Below are 17,247 nucleotides of genomic sequence, written 5' to 3'. Positions count from 1 at the left end.
AAGGGATCGGCGTCGGACACGCGCCGCAGGCAGCGCAGGAAATGGACCGAACTAGCTCTGCTTCGGCCGCGAGACGATCTCGATCATCTTGCCTTCGTCGTCGTCGGGCGCGGAGGCCTTCGCCTCTTCATAGGCCACGAGCGCGGCGCGACTAACGGGTACGCCGGGCAGCAGCTCCTCGGCAAGCCGCACCGCATATGCCGCATCCTTGTGGCGCAGCGCTGCCGTGAACGACGCGCCGGAGAAATCGCGCGCCACCATGCGTCTGGAATGGCGGATCACCTGCGGACTTGCCACCGCGCCGGTCGACAGCGCTTCCGCCACCAGATTCATGTCGAGGCCAGCCTGTTCCGCAATCGCCACGCCCTCGGCGAGGCTGGCGATCTGCACCGCGCCCATCAGGTTGTTGATCAGCTTGAACACGGTGCCGGTGCCGACCGCGCCGAAATGGCGGATGGTGGTGCAGAGCGGTGCGAGATACGGCCGCGCCTTCTCCAGGTCCGCCGCCTCGGCGCCGACCAGCAGCGTCAGTTTTCCCGAGGCCGCTGCCTCCGGCAGGCCGGTGACGGGGCAGTCGATGTAGACGAGGCCGCGGGAGCGCAGCTCGCGCGCCATCTCGAGCGCGTGGGCGTGCGACACCGTCGAGCATTCGATGGCGAGCGTACCCGCCTTCATGCCGGCGGCGGCGCCGTCGTTGCCGAGCCACACCGCGCGGGAAGCTTCGTCATCGGCCACCATGGTGATGACGGCGTCGGCGCCGAGCGCCGCATCCGCCGGCGCAGCGGCCCATCGCGCACCGCGCGCGACCAGGTCGTCCGCCTTCGCCCTGCTGCGGTTCCACACCGCAACCTCGAAACCTGCATCGAGATAGCGGCCGGCCATGCCGTGGCCCATCCGCCCCAGCCCGATGAAGGCGACGTGCGCCATCGGCTAATCCACGTCCTCGACCGAGCCGGGCCCGGTGCCGAAGGCGCGTTGCGCCAGCGTCGCGGCCATGAACTCGTCGAGGTCGCCGTTGAGCACGCCAGAGGTGTCGGAGGTCTGCACGCCCGTGCGAAGATCCTTCACCATCTGATAGGGCTGCAGCACGTAGGAGCGGATCTGGTGGCCCCAGCCGATGTCGGTCTTGGCGGCCTGGTCGGCGGCGGCCTGCTCCTCGCGCTTCTTCAGCTCGATCTCGTACAGGCGGGCGCGCAGCATGTCCCAGGCCTGCGCCCGGTTCTTGTGCTGCGAGCGACCGGCCTGGCAGACGACGGCAATGCCGGTCGGGATGTGCGTCAAGCGCACGGCCGATTCCGTCTTGTTGACGTGCTGGCCGCCCGCACCGCCCGAGCGCATGGTGTCAGTGCGCACATCCGACTCCTTGATCTCGATCTTGATGGAGTCGTCGATGACGGGGAAAACCTGCACCGAGGAAAACGAGGTGTGCCGACGCGCGTTGGAATCGAACGGCGAGATGCGCACCAGGCGGTGGACCCCGGCTTCCGTCTTCAGCCAGCCATAGGCGTTGTGGCCCGAAATCTGGATGGTGGCTGACTTGATGCCGGCTTCTTCGCCCTGCTGTTCCTCGAGAAACTCGACCTTGAAGCCGTGGTTCTCCGCCCAGCGCGTGTACATGCGCAACAGCATCTGCGCCCAGTCCTGGCTCTCGGTGCCGCCCGCGCCGGCGTGAACCTCCACATAGGAATCGAACTTGTCGGCTTCGCCCGACAGCAGCGCTTCCAGCTCGCGCCGGGCGACTTCCTTCTTCAATTCCTTCAGCGCCTTCTCGGCCTCGGTCACGACGCCTGCGTCGTTCTCCTCCTCGCCGAGCGCGATCATCTCGATATTGTCGTCGAGGTCGCGCTCGACCTTGCCGATGCCGGACAGCGCATCCTCCAGCGAGGTGCGCTCCTGCATCAGCCTCTGGGCCTTCTGGGGATCGTTCCAGAGATTGGGGTCTTCGGCGAGCTTGTTCAGCTCGGCCAGTCGGGCCGTCGATTTCTCGACGTCAAAGATGCCTCCTCAGCAGCCCGACCGACTGCTTGATCTCTTCAACGAGGCGTTCGATTTCGGCGCGCATGATTCTCCCGGCCGTTTCCAGCAATGCAGGCGGGATGTAGCGGGGCAAGCCGCCCGATGCAACCGGCTACCACAATCCGCCGGTGCCCGGACGCATGATGCTGCCGGCATCCGGCGGCGCCATCAGCGGCCGGTTGGCGTCGGCATCGGCCACGCCGATCACACTGTAATTATCCGGCGGCGCGGTGCCCGGCTTGAAGGCCTCCAGCAGGGTGCCGCGGCCTTCATAGGAGCCGGCACGCATGCCGCTCTTGGCGTCGACGCGGACCAGCTTGATGCCGGCGGGAACCTTGAACGGAATCGGCTGCTTGTCGGCGAGCGCGAGCTTGAGGAAGTCCTTCACGATGGGAGCGGCCAGATGGCCGCCGGTGGCGCCCTTGCCGAGGTGCCGCGGCTTGTCGTAGCCGACATAGACGCCCACCGCGATGTCCGGCGAGAAACCGATGAACCAGGCGTCCTTCTCGTCGTTGGTGGTGCCAGTCTTGCCAGCGATCGGCTTGCCGACTTCCTTGAGGATGGTGGCGGTACCGGCCTGCACCACACCTTCCATCATGGAGGTGATCTGGTAGGCGGTCATCGCGTCCAGCACCTGCTCGCGGCGGTCGACCAGCGCCGGCTCCTGCTGGTTCTTCCAGCCGCCCGGCGCATCGCAGCCGCGGCATTCGCGCTGGTCGTGCTTGAAGATAGTGTGACCATAGCGGTCCTGGATGCGGTCGATCAATGTCGACTTCACGCGCCGGCCGCCATTGGCAAACATCGAATAGGCCGTGACCATGCGCATGACCGTGGTTTCGCCGGCACCGAGCGCATAGGAAAGGTAGTTGGGCAGCTCGTCATAGACGCCGAAGCGCTTTGAATATTCACCGATCAACGGCATGCCGATGTCCTGCGCGAGCCGCACCGTCACGGTGTTGAGCGAACGCTGCAGCGCCACGCGCAGCGTCACCGGACCGTAATACTTGCCGGTCGAATAGTTTTCCGGACGCCACACGCCGGCGCCCTGCCCCTGGTCGATTTCGATGGGGGCGTCGACCACGACGGTGGACGGCGTATAGCCGTTGTCCAGCGCAGTGGAATAGACCAGCGGCTTGAAGGAAGAGCCCGGCTGCCGGTAGGCCTGCGTGGCGCGGTTGAACTGGCTCTGGTCGAAGGAGAAGCCGCCGACCATCGCGAGCACGCGGCCGGTCAAGGGATCCATCACCACCATGGCGCCGGAGACTTCCGGCAGCTGCCGCAGCCGGTATTGCCCCTCGATCTCCTTGCCGTCCTTGCCGAACAGCGGATCGAGATAGATCACGTCGCCGGGCTGCAGCACGGAAGCGACATTGGTGGGCGCCTTGAAGCGGTTCGGTCCCGATGCGGGCTTGGCCCATTTCACGCCCTCGAGCGTGACGATACCGGTCTGCCGGACCTTGCTCACGGCGCCGCCGAGCTCGCGGCCCGGCTGGAAGCCGACCCGTGCCGACTGATCGCTGGTCTCCAGCACCACCGCCATCCGCCAGGGCGAGATGTCGGACAATGATTTGACGTCGGCGAGCTTCACGCCCCAATCGCCGGAGATGTCGAGCTTCTGCACCGCGCCGCGATAGCCGGTCGCCTCGTCGAAATTGACGAGGCCGGCGACCATGGTCTTGCGCGCCATCACCTGCAGCTTGGGATCGAGCGTGGTGCGGACCGAGAGGCCGCCTTCATAGAGCTTCTTCTCGCCATAACGCTCGAAGATGTCGCGGCGGACTTCCTCGGCGAAATATTCACCGGCGAAGACATGCGCTGCATTGGAGCGGGAGGTGACGTTGAGGCCTTCCTTGCGTGCCTTGTCGGCGTCGGCCTGCTTGATCCAGCCGTTTTCGACCAGGCGATCGACGACGTAATTGCGCCGCTCGATGGCGCGGTCGCGGTTGCGCACCGGATGCAGCGCCGCGGGCGCCTTCGGCAGCGCCGCGAGATACGAGGCTTCCGCAACGGTGAGCTCGTTCACCGACTTGTCGAAGTAGACCAGCGAGGCGGCTGCGATGCCGTAGGCGCCGAGGCCGAGATAGATTTCGTTGAGGTACAGTTCGAGGATGCGGTCCTTGGAATAGGTCCGCTCGATGCGCATCGCCAGCAGCGCTTCCTTGATCTTGCGGGCGAACGACACCTCGTTGGTGAGCAGGAAGTTCTTGGCGACCTGCTGGGTAATCGTCGAGGCGCCTTGCGGGCGGCGGTTGGAGCCGAAGTTCTGCGCGTAGAGGATCGCCGCGCGCGCCAGGCCCGCGAAGTCCAGGCCGCCATGCTCGTAGAAATTCTTGTCCTCGGCGGCGAGGAACGCGTTGATGACCATCTTGGGAACCGCCTGGATCGGCAGATACAGCCGGCGTTCCTTGGAATATTCGCCGAGCAGCGAACCGTCGGACGCGTGGATGCGCGTCATCACCGGCGGCTCGTAATCCTGAAGTTGCGAATAGTCGGGCAAGTCCTTGGAGAAATGCCAGATCAGGCCGGCGGTGGCGGCAACGCCAACAAGGAACACGACAGTTCCGGCAGCGAACAGGAAACCCAGAAATCGCACGAGCAATCGCATTATCGATATTCCGTCCTAACCTCTGGTCTAACCCTTGAGCGCCGCTTTTCCCGGCGTTTCCTTCAATTCGTGAACCCGCGCGCCAACTGGGCCTGTTCGCGGACTGACAATACATGGTCCGGCGGGGAAATTTGACCGATTCCGCAAGCCTCTCAGCGGTTTTTTATTGGCCGCGGCTGTGGCCAAACTAGGGCTTAACCGGCAGCCGCACCGCCGCCCCTTCAGTTGGACCCGCGCTTACCAAACGTTTAGCCAGGAACGCATCGATCGCCTGCGACATTGCCCCGACGGTGCGGTTGCGCCAGCTTTCCGACACCAGATGCTCGCGGTCTCCCTTGTTGGAGACATAGCCGAGTTCGACCAGCACCGACGGCACGTCGGGCGCCTTCAACACCCGGAAGCCGGCCGATTTCAGGGGATGCTGATGCATCCTGACCGTGGTCTTCATCTCGCCCATCAAAATTCGCGCGAAACGATTGGAAAAGGTTCGGGTTTCCCGCTGCGCCAGGTCGATCAGGATGTCGGCGACGACAGGCTCTTCGCTCATCGTCACCCCGCCGATCGCGTCCGAGCGGTTTTCCGCTTCCGCCAGCCGCTCCGCCTTCGCGTCGGAGGCCTTTTCGGACAAGGTGTAGATGGTCGCGCCCTGCGCATCGCCCTCGCCGCGCGGCAGCGCATCCGCATGGATCGACACCAGCAGTGCCGCCGAATGGCTGCGCGCGATACGGACGCGCTCGTCGAGCGGGATGAACGTGTCGTCGCTGCGGGTCATTACCACCCGGTACTTGCCTGACTTCTCGATGCGATCGCGCAGCGCGAGCCCAAAGGTCAGGACGAGATTCTTCTCCATGAACTCGCTGCCGCCGGCCTGCGTGCCGTTGTCCGGGCCGCCATGGCCGGGATCGATCACGATCACAGCACGATTGTCGGGAGGCCCTGCCGGCTTGGCCGGCGTCACAGCCGCATTGGCGTCGGCAATGGCGGGCCGCAATTCGGGGCGGGGTTCCTGGGCGAGCGACTGCAGGAATGCCGCGCGGTCGACTTCCACAAGCTCAAGCACCAGCCGCGGCGGCTGGCCGTTGGCGGCCTCGAGCACATAGGAATTGGCGATCTTTGCCGGGCCGGTGAGGTCGAACACAATCCGCGAACCGCCGGGCATGACGAGCCCGTAGCGGAACGCCTTGATCAGTCCCCGCCCCGCGGTGCCGACACCGGCCGGAAGCTGGAAGCTGACCTGGGGAACGTCGATCACCACCCGATAGGGATCGGCGAGCACGAAGGCGCGGTGCTGGATCGGCTTGTCCAGATCGAGGACGAAACGGGTTTGCCTGGCATCACCCGCCAGCCGCGCATCCGAGGCGATCGGGAAGTTCGAGACCGCCGCTGGCATGGGTGCCGGGCCTTCGGCGGCCCGGACCGCGACCGGTTGCAGGCACACCAATGCTGCGGCGCACAACAGCGCGGAACCCAGCAAAACATGGTGATTTGCGCGGCTCGCCAACGATTCACTGCCTCCGGAGGAGACTCCTTTACCGCAATAAAACCACAGGGTTAATCGGACCTTAAAGTTCCCGCTGACAAAAGCGGGGAGTGTTGCGCGCCAGCGACGCTCGTTCCACGCTCCCTTGCACCTTACGCCCAATCCACGTATGTAAACGCTGCTGACGGCTATTTCCCGGTTGTGTCGCGTTCAGCCTCCCGGTGCCGCGCCGGAAGCTCCAGATCCGGAGATTTCCAGCGTTTTCCGATCCCTCCAGAGCCAGCGCCGCGCGCGGCTGTCAAGGAGCGGCGGTTTCGAGCCCGAGCGGCGGCCCGTCCCAAGGCCACTTTTCTGCTCCAGGGACGGTTTTTGATACGGCACAGCCGAACATCCTGCCCCTCGGGGTGCGATGTACGATTCGCCGGCAAGGCGCTTGCGCCGCGCCGGACCGAAAGCAAGCTACCAGGCGGCACCCTCGCCGCCCCTATTTTTAGACGGGCCGACGCTTGATGCGCCAGACTGTGTTGCCGACCCCGATCCACGAAGCGAACGCGCCGCGGCGCCCCGCTTTCGTGCGATCCCGTTCGGCGCGGCGCCCCGGGTTGCGATTTGGCCTTCCCCTCACCCCCGAATCAGGTGGACCGTCGCGTCCAAGGCCAGCGCAGCTTGCGCACGCCATGAAACGCGCCCGCCGCCGTCATGAGTTCCAAGATGCCCAACAAAATGTTGATCGATGCCACCCACCCGGAGGAGACCCGGGTCGTCGTGGTTCGCGGCAATCGAGTCGAAGAGTTTGATTTCGAGACCGCCCAGCGCAAACAACTGCGCGGCAACATCTATCTCGCCAAGGTCACCCGAGTAGAGCCTTCGCTGCAGGCCGCCTTCATCGAATATGGCGGCAACCGGCACGGCTTCCTCGCCTTCAGCGAAATCCATCCCGACTACTACCAGATCCCGGTCGCCGACCGTCAGGCGCTGATCGAGGCCGACGAGCGCGCCCATCGCGAGGCCGAGGAGGAGAACGAAAACCGTTCGCACCGCCGCCGCTCGCGCCACCGCAATGCGCGCCGCCGCGGCAATGGCGACCGCGTCCGCAGCGAGATCGTCGAGGGCGCCGGCCCCAATGCGCCTGCGGAAGCACAGCCATTCGAGGGCTATGTGCCGTATGGCGAGCAGCCCGAATACGACGCGCATGCCCGCGAAGCTCACGGCGAGCAACATGACCATGAGCACCATCATGATCATGACGGCAACGACCATCGCGGTCACGAACATGCCCATGACGAGCCCGCGCCCGCGTCGGACGAGGCGCCCGCGCCGGCGCAGCCCGATCCGGTCGTCGCAGCCGTGGAGGAATCCGCCGCAGCCGCCGCGCCGGAGCCGGGCGTCGAGATCGCTCACGAGCCGGAACGCGCTGCCGAAGAACAGGCGCAGGAAAACGTTGCGCATGCCGGCGACGGCGTGCACGCCTATGACGAAGCCGCCGAAGTGCATCACGGCGAGTTCGTTCCGGCAGCACCCGGTGAAGAACCCGGCGAGGACGACGAGGACGACGGCGAGGACGCCGAGGAGGAACTGGTCGAATCCGTCGGCGGCGACGACGTGTTGGAAGAAGTTCCGGAGCGGCCGTTCCGCCCGCGCCGCCAGTACAAGATCCAGGAAGTCATCAAGCGCCGCCAGGTGATGCTGGTGCAGGTGGTCAAGGAAGAGCGCGGCAACAAGGGCGCGGCGCTGACGACCTACCTCTCGCTCGCCGGCCGCTATGCCGTGCTGATGCCCAACACCGCCCGCGGCGGCGGCATCAGCCGCAAGATCACCTCCGCACAGGACCGTTCGCGGCTGAAGGAAGTGGTGCAGGATCTCGACGTGCCCGAGGGCATGGGGATCATCCTGCGCACAGCAGGCGCCTCCCGCACCAAGCCCGAGATCAAGCGCGACTTCGAATATCTGATCCGCATGTGGGAAACCGTGCGCGACATGACGCTGAAGTCGCAGGCCCCCACCCTCGTCTACGAGGAAGGCTCGCTGATCAAGCGCTCGCTGCGCGACCTCTACAACAAGGAGATCGACGACATCATGGTAGCCGGCGAAAGCGGCTACCGCGAAGCGCGCGACTTCATGAAGATGCTGATGCCGTCCAACGTGAAGTCCGTGAAGCAGTATCGCGACGGCCAGCCGCTGTTCTCGCGGATGGGCGTCGAAAGCCAGCTCGACGCGATGTTCTCGCCGACCGTGCAGTTGCGCTCCGGCGGCTACATCGTCATCAACCAGACCGAGGCGCTGGTCTCGATCGACGTCAACTCCGGTCGCTCGACGCGCGAGCATCACATCGAGGATACCGCGCTGAAGACCAATCTGGAGGCCGCCGAGGAAGTGGCGCGGCAACTCCGGCTGCGCGACCTTGCCGGCCTGATCGTCATCGATTTCATCGACATGGACGAGAAGCGCAACAACCGCTCGGTGGAGCGGAAGCTGTCCGATTGCCTGCGTCAGGATCGCGCGCGCATCCAGGTCGGCCGCATCTCGCATTTCGGCCTCTTGGAAATGTCGCGCCAGCGCATCCGTGCCAGCGTGCTGGAATCCTCGACCGAGCCCTGCGCGCAGTGCGGCGGCACCGGCCATGTTCGTTCGGTCTCCTCGGTGGCCCTGCAGCTGCTGCGCGGCATCGAAGAGATCTTGATGAAGGGCGCGACCCACAATCTCAATGTGCGTACCCGCACCGACGTCGCCCTCTACGTCCTCAACCACAAGCGCGGACATCTGCGCGATCTCGAAAGCAGTTTCAAGGTTTCGCTTTCGGTCGTTGCCGATCCCGCCGTCAGCGGCCAGCAATCCTTCGTCATCGACCGCGGCGAGCAGGTGCATACGCTGGAGGCGGCCAAGGCGTTGCTCGCAGCGCAGGCGGCAAGCTTCCCCTCGCAGCAGGATGACGACGTCGAGGACGAGGACGACGGCTTCGATATCGAGACCGAGTCGGAGATCGAGACCGAAGAGACCGAGGGGCTCGCCGACGAACAGCCCGCAGCGGCCGAAGCCGAAGGCGACGGACAGCGGCGCCGGCGCCGGCGACGGCGGCGTGGCCGCGGCGAGGCGCGCGAAGGCGCACAGCCCCGCGACGAAACCGAGGTGGTGCAGGCGGCGATGACCGAGCCGACCGAAGGCGGCATCACCGACGACGGATTCTCCGAGGAAGAGGAATCGGACGAGCAGTCGGCCTTTGCCGGCGCCGAGCAGGGTCAGAATGGCGACCGGAGGCCGCGCCGCCGTGGACGCCGCGGCGGCCGCCGCCGGCGCGGTGGACGCGAGGAAGGTCTTGCGGGCTCCATCGCCGACGAACTCGCGCCGCCCCCGGCGCTCGAAGCAGCCGAGGCGGTTGCCGATTTCGATGGCCGTTCAGAGCCGGCGCCGCCGATTGCGCAGCAGAGCGAGCCCGTGGAGAGGTTCCAGCCCGAACCGGTGGAGCCGCCGCAGCGAACCGCAGCAGCAGCCCCGGCCCCCGCGCCGGAGGAAACGGCGGCAGAGGAAAGAGCCGCGCGGCGCCGTTCAACCGTGCGCGAGAAGGTGAGCTTCATGTCGAGCCCCGCACCCGAGGCCGCGCCTGCGATGCCGGCGGCTGCGGAGCCTGCGGCATCGGCCGGCGCGCCCGCGGAGGACGCTCCCGCCGCAGGCGACCAGCCGCGCAAGGCCGGCTGGTGGTCGCGCCGCTTCGGCGGCGGCTAGAGCACGATCCGGAAAAGCGTGAAGCGGTTTTCCGAAAAGATCGTGCTCAAACGACAACCTAAAGCGCGATGACGATTCATCCCAATCTCATCGCGCTTTAAGCCACCGCAACCACGAACAACAAAAAACCGCCCGGCCGAACCGGGCGGTTTTTCTTTTGGGATCGAGAAGGCGATCGAGCCGAGGCTTTGCGGGGATTCAGCCGAGCCAGCGCGCGATCCGCGTCACGGCCTCCCGCATCTCCTCGGCAGAACGCGCGTAGGAGAAGCGGATGAAAGCGCGGCCGTGGATCGGATCGAAATCGACGCCCGGCGTGGCGGCGACCCCGGCCTTTTCCAGCATCGCCTTGGCGAACTCGAAACTGTCGGCGGTAAAATCGGAGACGTCGGCATAGAGGTAAAATGCGCCATCCGCCGGCAGGAACTTGCTCAGCCCGGCGCGCGGCAGGCCCTCGATCAGGATACGGCGGTTCTCCTCGTAGCCGTGCTTGATCGCCTCCATCTCCTCACGCCCGTCGAAGGCTGCTTCGGCCGCGATCTGCGACAACGTCGGCACCGAGATCGACAGATTCTGCTGCAGCCGCTCGATCGGCCGCACCAGCACGTCGGGCACCACCATCCAGCCGACCCGCCAGCCGGTCATGCAGAAATATTTCGAGAAGGAATTGATCACGAGCGCGTCGGCCGAGAGTGCGGCCGCCGTCACCGCGGGAAAGGCGTAGTCGAGCCCGTGATAGATCTCGTCCGAAATGAAACGGATGCCCGCGCCGTCGGCGGCGCGCATCAGGCTCGTCAACGCCTCGCGCGACATCATGGTGCCGGTCGGATTGGCGGGACTTGCGACCAGCACGCCCTTCAGCGGCGTCTTGCGATGGGCGGCAAGCAGCGCCTCGCCCGTCAGCGCATGGCGGGTTTCATGCGTGGTCTCGATCAGCACCGGCTCGCAACCGAGCGCGGTGAGGATGTGGCGGTATGGCGGATAGCCGGGCACCGTCACGGCGACGCGGTCGCCGGGCTCGAACATCGAAAGGAACGCCAGGATGAAACCGCCGGAGGAGCCGGTGGTGACCACGATCCGCTCGGCGTCGACCTCGCAGCCATAGGTCTCGCGATAATGCCGCGCGATGCGCGCGCGCAGCGAGGGAATGCCGAGCGCGGAGGTGTAGTCGATCCGCGCCTGATCCAGCGCGGCATGCGCCGCCGCAATCGCCGTCCTCGGCGCGGGCGCTGCGGGCTGGCCGACTTCCATATGAATGACATGGCCGCCTGCGGCCTCGATCCGCGCCGCCGCCGCCATCACATCCATCACCATGAAGGGCGGAACTTCGCTGCGGCCAGAAGCCTTCAGCAGGCGTCCGGCCAAATCTCTAAGTGTCGCATCGAGCATGGATATCTGCTATCTGACCCCGGCATATGCCGAAAACGGGGCTTTGGCGCCCCGAACTAGCCTTATTCGGCGGCTTCTAAGGACATATCGCCTCTTAAGGCCACAGCCAATCAATATCGATCGTTCCATGCTCCCCATCGCGCCCCGTAGCCGGTCCGCCAGGATCATCGCGTTCGCCACCGCGGCGGCGATCGCGCTCGCGCCGACGGCCGCCTCGGCGCAGGGGCTTCCGGTGATCCGGGATACCGAGGCCGAGCAGCTCTTGCGCGACTACACGCGTCCGATCCTGCGCGCCGCAGGCCTCGAGAAGCAGAACATCCAGATGGTGATCATCAACCAGGCGAGCTTCAACGCCTTCGTCGCCGACGGCCGCCGCATCTTCGTCAATACCGGCGCGATCATGCAGTCGGAGACGCCGAACCAGATCATCGGCGTGCTCGCGCACGAGACCGGCCATCTGGCGGGCGGCCATCTCGCAAAGATCCGCGAGCAGCTTGCCAACGCGCAGACCCAGATGATCATCGCGATGCTGCTCGGCGCCGGCGCGCTGGTCGCGGGCGCCCGCTCCGGCGGTCCCAGCAGCGGAATGAGCCAGGCGGGTGTTGCAGCGATCCAGGCGCCGCAGGAAATGATCCGGCGCAACCTGCTTTCCTACCAGCGCCAGCAGGAGGAAAACGCCGACCGCGCCGGCGTGAAATATCTCAACGCCACCAGCCAGTCGTCTCGCGGCATGTACGAGACGTTCAAGCGTTTCACCAGTGACAGCCTGTTCGCCTCGCGCGGCGCCGATCCCTATCTGCAGTCGCACCCGATGCCGGCCGAGCGCGTCGCCGCGCTGGAGGAGCTGGCGCGTTCCAGCCCCTACTGGGACAAGAAGGACGATGCGGCGCTGCAGCTGCGCCACGACATGGTGCGCGCCAAGATCTCCGCCTTCATGGAGCGGCCGGACACCGTCTATCGCCGCTATGTGTCATCCAACAGCAGCCTGCCGGCGCGCTACGCCCGCGCCATCGTGACCTACCGCCACGGCGATCTGCGCTCGGCGATCACCCAGATCGACGCGCTGATCCAGGAGCACCCCAACAACCCCTACTTCTACGAGTTGCGCGGCCAGGCGCTGCTCGAGGGCGGCCGGCCGGCGGAGGCGATCGCGCCGCTGCGGCGCGCGGTTCAGCTCTCCAACAGCGCGCCCCTCATCGAGATGCTGCTCGGGCAGGCGCTGGTGGCCTCCAACAGCAACGCCCACACCGACGAGGCCATCAGCATCCTGCGTGCGGCGACCTCCCGCGAGACCGAAGCCCCGCTCGGCTTCTCCCAGCTCGCCATGGCCTACGGCCGCAAGGGAGACTATGCCCAGGCCGATCTCGCTTCGGCGCAGGCCGCCTATCTGCGCGGCGACAGCAAGACCGCCCGCGAACTCGCCTCGCGTGCCAAGACGCGCTTCGCCATCGGCACCCCGGGCTGGGTCAAGGCTGACGATATTGTGAGCGCCAGGCCGCTGCCGGGACAAAGAAACAACTAGCCGTAAACTTTGCCGGGGTTAGTACGTATCGAGTAACAGGGGATTCCCCGCCCCCTCGCCAATTTCTGGAAAAGGATAGCAAATGCCCTCGTTCCGCCTGCTCGCCCCCGCCCTGCTCGCACTCGCCCTTTGCGCGGCGCCGCAGGCTGCGCCGGCACAGAGCTTCTCCGACGTCCAGCGCAAGGACATCGAGAAGATCGTCCGCGAGTATTTGATCGCGCACCCGGAGGTGCTCGAGGAGGCGATGAACGAGCTCTCCAAGCGGCAGGCCGCCGCCGATGCCGAGAAGCACCAGGCCTCCATCGCCAGGAACGCAGAGCTCATCTTCAACTCGCCGCGCGGCGTGACCGTCGGCAACCGGGACGGTGACGTAACCTTCGTCGAGTTCTTCGACTACAATTGCGGTTACTGCAAGCGCGCCATGGCCGACATGCTCGAGCTGATGAAGGCCGATCCGAAGCTGAAGGTGGTGCTGAAGGAATTTCCGGTGCTGAGCCAGGGCTCGGTCGAGGCCGCGCAAGTCGCGGTCGCCGTGCGCATGCAGGACCCGACCGGCAAGAAATATCTCGACTTCCATCAGAAGCTGCTCACCGGTCGCGGCGCCGCCGACAAGGCGCGCGCGCTTGCTGCGGCCAAGGAAGCCGGCCTCGACATCGCGAAGCTGGAGAAGGATCTCGGCAGCCCGGAGGTGAAGGCCACGCTCGAGGAAAACCTCAAGCTCGCGGAATCGCTCGGCATGAACGGCACGCCGAGCTACGTGATCGGCAAGCAGGTCGTGATCGGCGCGGTCGGCGTCGAGAGCCTGCGCGAGAAGATCAACAACGCCCGCTGCGGCAAGGCGACCTGCTGACGTCCTGGCGCGAGAATTACCTGAAAGGCCGGCCTTTGCGCCGGCCCTTTTTTTTGCGTCGCTTTCCAGGCATTGCGGTTCATCGCACGTTCACCAAAGAAATCCGCGGAAACCGCGGATGTTCCGGAACATCCCTTCTCTCGCTTCGTTGTCGGCCCGGGCAATGAACTCACTGGAGGAATGATCTATGACGAATCGCTTCTTGATTTCGGTGGCTGCGGCCGCGCTGATCGCCGGCACCGGTCTTGCGAATGCGCAGGGCCCAGGCGGCATGAGCCGCGAAGGTGGCGCCGGTTCCACCGTGCAGCAGGGCGCGCCTCCGGCGGGCGCTGGTGCCGCGCAGCCGGCGCCGCAGCACCGTGAGTCCGCGCCGCCGTCCGGCACGAAGTCGAGCCAGTCCGAAAAGGCTGCGCCCGGCGCTGCCAGACAGGCCGAAGACCTCAAGGGCAGCAACGCCCCCAAGGACATGAAGGCCGAGGGCCGTGAGGGCCGCGAGAAGAGCACGGTCGGCCAGGCGCCCGACAAGAGCGGCGCTGCCCCGCAGGGCCGCGAGGACCGCATGGGCCGTGAGGACCGTATGGGCCGCGACAAGAACGCGCCGGCAAGCGCCCAGGGTCGTGACGACAAGAGCGGCACGATGGACCGCGACCGCACCAACGCTGAAACCAAGAGCGGATCGCAGACCAGCACCACCGGTCAGGCTGGCGCAGGCGCCAAGCTGAGCACCGAGCAACGCACCCAGATCACGACGGTGATCAAGTCGCAGCGCGTCGCGCCGGTGACGAATGTGAACTTCTCGATTTCCGTCGGCACCCGTGTGCCGCGGACGGTCGAGTTCCACACGCTGCCGGCCGAAGTCGTGACGATCTACCCGCAATGGCGCGGATACAAGTTCATCCTCGTCAGGGATGAGATCGTCATCATCGACCCCAACACGTATGCGATCGTGGCCATCATCGATGCCTGACGACCACTCGTGAGGGACATCGGGGGCGGGCCGCAATGCCCGCCCCTTTTGCCTGCCCGCGGGGCCCGGCCGAAACCATCCTCCGGCATTGGTTAATTGAACGATTTCCACAGCTTTTGCCGGGTTTTTCGGCAAGTGGATGAGGCCCCAAATGGGCCTTCCGGCAGCCTTAGAGGCTTCCCCTTGGCCCCGTAGTTACCTATAACGCGGCCCACCCACCGCCACCTTGCCGGGATTTTGATGGCCAAGGCCCCTTCCGAAACAATCTATGTGCTCAACGGTCCCAACCTCAATCTGCTGGGAATCCGTGAGCCGGAGAAGTACGGCAGCTTCACGCTGGCCGACGTCGAAAGGCTGTGCGCCGAGACCGCCGCGCAATACGGGCTGAAGGCCGATTGCCGCCAGTCCAACCACGAGGGCGAGCTGGTCGACATCATCCACGAAGCACACAATAAGAAGGCAGCTGGCATCGTCATCAACGCCGCCGCCTATTCGCACACTTCGATTGCGCTGCACGACGCGATCAAGGGCGTGAACATCCCGACGGTGGAGGTTCACATCACCAACGTTCACGCCCGAGAGAGTTTTCGGCACCATTCCTTCACCGCCATGGCCGCCTTTGCCAGCCTGACCGGCTTCGGTATCGAAGGCTACCGGCTCGCAATATCGGGACTTGCCGCCAAGATCGGCGCCAAATCCAAAAACCCCTAAACGCCTGACGCACTCCGCCGTCACCAGACAGAAAGTTTCGGATCAAGATCATGGCGCGCCAGCCTGCCGACAAATCCTCCAAACACGACGACAGCGCGCTCATCCGCGAGCTCGCGTTGCTGCTGGATGAGACCAGCCTCACCGAGATCGAGATTGAACGCGCGGGCCTGCGCGTGCGCGTCGCGCGCAACATCAACGTGGCAACCTCGGTACCGACGGCCTATATGCCGGCCGCAGCCGCCGCACCGGCGTCGGCCGCCGTCACTCCCGCCGCCATCGCCGACCTCGCCAAGCATCCGGGTGCAGTGCCCTCGCCGATGGTCGGCACGGCCTATTGGTCGCCGGAGCCCGGCGCAAAACCGTTCGTCGAGGTCGGCACCCGCGTTTCGGCCGGACAGACCCTGCTGATCATCGAGGCGATGAAGACGATGAACCAGATCCCATCGCCGCGCGCCGGCACGGTGACGCAAATTCTCATCGAGGACGGCCAGCCGGTCGAGTTCGGCGAGCCGCTCATGATCATTGAGTGAGCGAATAGGGAGTAGCGAATTGCGAATGGTTCGCTCCTTCCCCAATCGCTATTCGCTATTCGCTACTCGCCCTTTGGGACCGCATGTTCGATAAAATCCTCATAGCCAATCGCGGCGAGATTGCGCTTCGCGTGCTCCGGGCCTGCAAGGAACTCGGCATTTCGACGGTCGCGGTGCATTCCACCGCCGACGCGGATGCCATGCATGTACGGCTCGCCGACGAAAGCGTCTGCATCGGCCCGCCGCCGTCCAAGGACAGCTACCTCAACATCCCCGCGCTGCTTGCCGCTTGCGAGATCACCGGGGCGGACGCCGTGCATCCCGGCTACGGCTTCCTGTCGGAGAACGCGCGCTTCGCCGAAATTCTGGCCGAGCACAATCTGGAATTCATCGGCCCCAAGGCCGAGCACATCCGCCTGATGGGCGACAAGATCGAGGCCAAGAAAACCGCCAAGCGCCTTGGCATTCCCGTGGTGCCCGGCTCCGACGGCGCCATCAGCCCCGACGACGAAGCCATGGCTGTTGCCGAGTCCATCGGCTTTCCGGTGCTGGTGAAGGCCGCAGCCGGCGGCGGCGGCCGCGGCATGAAGGTCGCCCACACCGCCGACGATCTGATGATGGCGCTTTCCACCGCGTCCAACGAGGCAAAATCCGCCTTCGGCGACGCCTCGGTCTATCTGGAAAAATACCTGCAGAAACCGCGCCACATCGAGATCCAGATTCTCGGCGACGGCCGCGGCGGCGCCATCCATCTCGGCGAGCGCGACTGCTCGCTGCAGCGCCGCCACCAGAAGGTCTGGGAGGAAGGCCCCTCGCCGGTTCTCTCCGCCGCTGCGCGCGCAAAGATCGGCGAGACCTGCGCCAAGGCGATGCGGGACATGAAATATCTCGGCGTCGGCACCATCGAATTCCTCTACGAGGACGGCGAGTTCTATTTCATCGAAATGAACACCCGCATCCAGGTCGAGCATCCCGTCACGGAGAGCATCACCGACATCGACCTGGTGCTGGAGCAGATCCGCATCGCCGCGGGCGGCGACCTTCCGGCCAAGCAGGAAGACGTCCAGATTATCGGCCACGCCATCGAATGCCGCATCAATGCGGAGAACCCGCAGACCTTCCGTCCCTCGCCGGGCCGGATCAACCAGTTCCACCCACCGGGAGGCCTGGGCGTCCGGATCGATTCCGCTGTTTATCAGGGCTACGTGATCCCGCCCTATTACGACTCGCTGGTCGGCAAGCTGATCGTGCACGGCAAGACCCGGCAGGAGTGCCTGATGCGGCTGCGCCGCGCGCTCGACGAGATGGTGGTCGACGGCATCGAGACCACGCTGCCGCTGTTCCGCGCTCTAGTCCGGGAAAAGTCGATCATCGACGGCGACTATCACATCCACTGGCTGGAACATTATCTGGCCGGCGAGCCGCAGGTCGGCTGATCCCCCCAAACAAGTTCCCGGCCC

12 protein-coding genes are annotated in these 17,247 nt (G+C 65.5%); 7 read left to right on the top strand and 5 right to left on the bottom strand.

Features of this window, described 5'->3' with window-relative positions; genetic code table 11:
- Positions 1 to 51: 51 nt before the first annotated feature.
- The 4 genes from HZB49_RS08010 to HZB49_RS07995 form a co-directional block, all read right to left on the bottom strand.
- On the bottom strand, positions 52 to 927 hold the full coding sequence (locus HZB49_RS08010; RefSeq protein WP_291609968.1) for an NAD(P)-dependent oxidoreductase: 876 nt from the start codon (positions 925 to 927) through the stop codon (positions 52 to 54).
- 3 nt (positions 928 to 930) lie between these two features.
- A protein-coding gene (prfB, locus tag HZB49_RS08005) for a peptide chain release factor 2 (protein ID WP_291609967.1) occupies positions 931 to 2,062 on the bottom strand; the annotation gives its coding sequence in 2 pieces (ribosomal slippage) (positions 931 to 1,992 and positions 1,994 to 2,062; 1,131 coding nt in all).
- A 66-nt stretch (positions 2,063 to 2,128) separates the two neighbouring features.
- Complete coding sequence (locus HZB49_RS08000) at positions 2,129 to 4,621, bottom strand: penicillin-binding protein 1A (RefSeq protein WP_291609966.1); 2,493 nt, start codon at positions 4,619 to 4,621, stop codon at positions 2,129 to 2,131.
- A gap of 187 nt (positions 4,622 to 4,808) precedes the next feature.
- A complete protein-coding gene (locus tag HZB49_RS07995) occupies positions 4,809 to 6,122 on the bottom strand; it encodes an N-acetylmuramoyl-L-alanine amidase (protein ID WP_291609965.1) in 1,314 nt (437 codons plus the stop codon).
- A 690-nt stretch (positions 6,123 to 6,812) separates the two neighbouring features.
- Here HZB49_RS07995 and HZB49_RS07990 point away from each other — a divergent pair.
- Positions 6,813 to 9,821 carry a ribonuclease E/G gene (locus HZB49_RS07990; RefSeq protein WP_291609964.1) on the top strand — a complete coding sequence of 1,003 codons (3,009 nt, stop codon included), beginning with the start codon at positions 6,813 to 6,815 and terminating at the stop codon, positions 9,819 to 9,821.
- Between the two features lie 198 nt (positions 9,822 to 10,019).
- Here HZB49_RS07990 and HZB49_RS07985 read toward each other — a convergent pair whose 3' ends face one another.
- Positions 10,020 to 11,207, bottom strand: a complete 1,188-nt coding sequence (locus tag HZB49_RS07985) for an aminotransferase class I/II-fold pyridoxal phosphate-dependent enzyme (protein WP_291609963.1) — start codon at positions 11,205 to 11,207, stop codon at positions 10,020 to 10,022.
- Between the two features lie 127 nt (positions 11,208 to 11,334).
- On the opposite strand from HZB49_RS07985, the gene HZB49_RS07980 reads away from it, so the two are divergent.
- The 6 genes from HZB49_RS07980 (at position 11,335) to accC (ending at position 17,223) form a co-directional block, all read left to right on the top strand.
- Positions 11,335 to 12,729 carry a M48 family metalloprotease gene (locus tag HZB49_RS07980; RefSeq protein ID WP_291609962.1) on the top strand — a complete coding sequence of 465 codons (1,395 nt, stop codon included), beginning with the start codon at positions 11,335 to 11,337 and terminating at the stop codon, positions 12,727 to 12,729.
- Positions 12,730 to 12,811: 82 nt separating this feature from the next.
- Positions 12,812 to 13,579 carry a DsbA family protein gene (locus HZB49_RS07975; protein WP_291609961.1) on the top strand — a complete coding sequence of 256 codons (768 nt, stop codon included), beginning with the start codon at positions 12,812 to 12,814 and terminating at the stop codon, positions 13,577 to 13,579.
- A 187-nt stretch (positions 13,580 to 13,766) separates the two neighbouring features.
- Positions 13,767 to 14,546 (top strand): DUF1236 domain-containing protein, encoded by a 780-nt coding sequence (locus HZB49_RS07970; protein WP_291609960.1) that lies wholly within the window; start codon positions 13,767 to 13,769, stop codon positions 14,544 to 14,546.
- Between the two features lie 240 nt (positions 14,547 to 14,786).
- Positions 14,787 to 15,257 (top strand): type II 3-dehydroquinate dehydratase, encoded by a 471-nt coding sequence (gene aroQ / locus HZB49_RS07965; protein WP_291609959.1) that lies wholly within the window; start codon positions 14,787 to 14,789, stop codon positions 15,255 to 15,257.
- A gap of 50 nt (positions 15,258 to 15,307) precedes the next feature.
- The gene (gene accB / locus HZB49_RS07960; protein WP_291609958.1) at positions 15,308 to 15,787 is read left to right on the top strand and encodes an acetyl-CoA carboxylase biotin carboxyl carrier protein; all 480 of its coding nucleotides are present in this window, start codon (positions 15,308 to 15,310) and stop codon (positions 15,785 to 15,787) included.
- Between the two features lie 83 nt (positions 15,788 to 15,870).
- Positions 15,871 to 17,223: an acetyl-CoA carboxylase biotin carboxylase subunit gene (gene accC, locus HZB49_RS07955; RefSeq protein WP_291609957.1), complete on the top strand. Its 1,353-nt coding sequence runs from the start codon at positions 15,871 to 15,873 to the stop codon at positions 17,221 to 17,223.
- Positions 17,224 to 17,247: the final 24 nt, after the last annotated feature.

The sequence above is a fragment of the Bradyrhizobium sp. genome, assembly GCF_016219575.1.
Lineage (GTDB): Bacteria > Pseudomonadota > Alphaproteobacteria > Rhizobiales > Xanthobacteraceae > Bradyrhizobium.
Note: the sequence above shows the minus strand (reverse complement) of the source record. Positions and strands in the feature narration are given on the sequence as shown.

Coding starts and splice junctions, on each gene's coding strand:
- HZB49_RS08010 (WP_291609968.1), bottom strand. CDS start 927: ATGGCGCACGTCGCCTTCATCGGGCTGGGGCGGATGGGCCACGGCATG.
- HZB49_RS08000 (WP_291609966.1), bottom strand. CDS start 4,621: ATGCGATTGCTCGTGCGATTTCTGGGTTTCCTGTTCGCTGCCGGAACT.
- HZB49_RS07990 (WP_291609964.1), top strand. CDS start 6,813: ATGCCCAACAAAATGTTGATCGATGCCACCCACCCGGAGGAGACCCGG.
- HZB49_RS07985 (WP_291609963.1), bottom strand. CDS start 11,207: ATGCTCGATGCGACACTTAGAGATTTGGCCGGACGCCTGCTGAAGGCT.
- HZB49_RS07980 (WP_291609962.1), top strand. CDS start 11,335: ATGCTCCCCATCGCGCCCCGTAGCCGGTCCGCCAGGATCATCGCGTTC.
- HZB49_RS07975 (WP_291609961.1), top strand. CDS start 12,812: ATGCCCTCGTTCCGCCTGCTCGCCCCCGCCCTGCTCGCACTCGCCCTT.
- HZB49_RS07970 (WP_291609960.1), top strand. CDS start 13,767: ATGACGAATCGCTTCTTGATTTCGGTGGCTGCGGCCGCGCTGATCGCC.
- aroQ (WP_291609959.1), top strand. CDS start 14,787: ATGGCCAAGGCCCCTTCCGAAACAATCTATGTGCTCAACGGTCCCAAC.
- accB (WP_291609958.1), top strand. CDS start 15,308: ATGGCGCGCCAGCCTGCCGACAAATCCTCCAAACACGACGACAGCGCG.
- accC (WP_291609957.1), top strand. CDS start 15,871: ATGTTCGATAAAATCCTCATAGCCAATCGCGGCGAGATTGCGCTTCGC.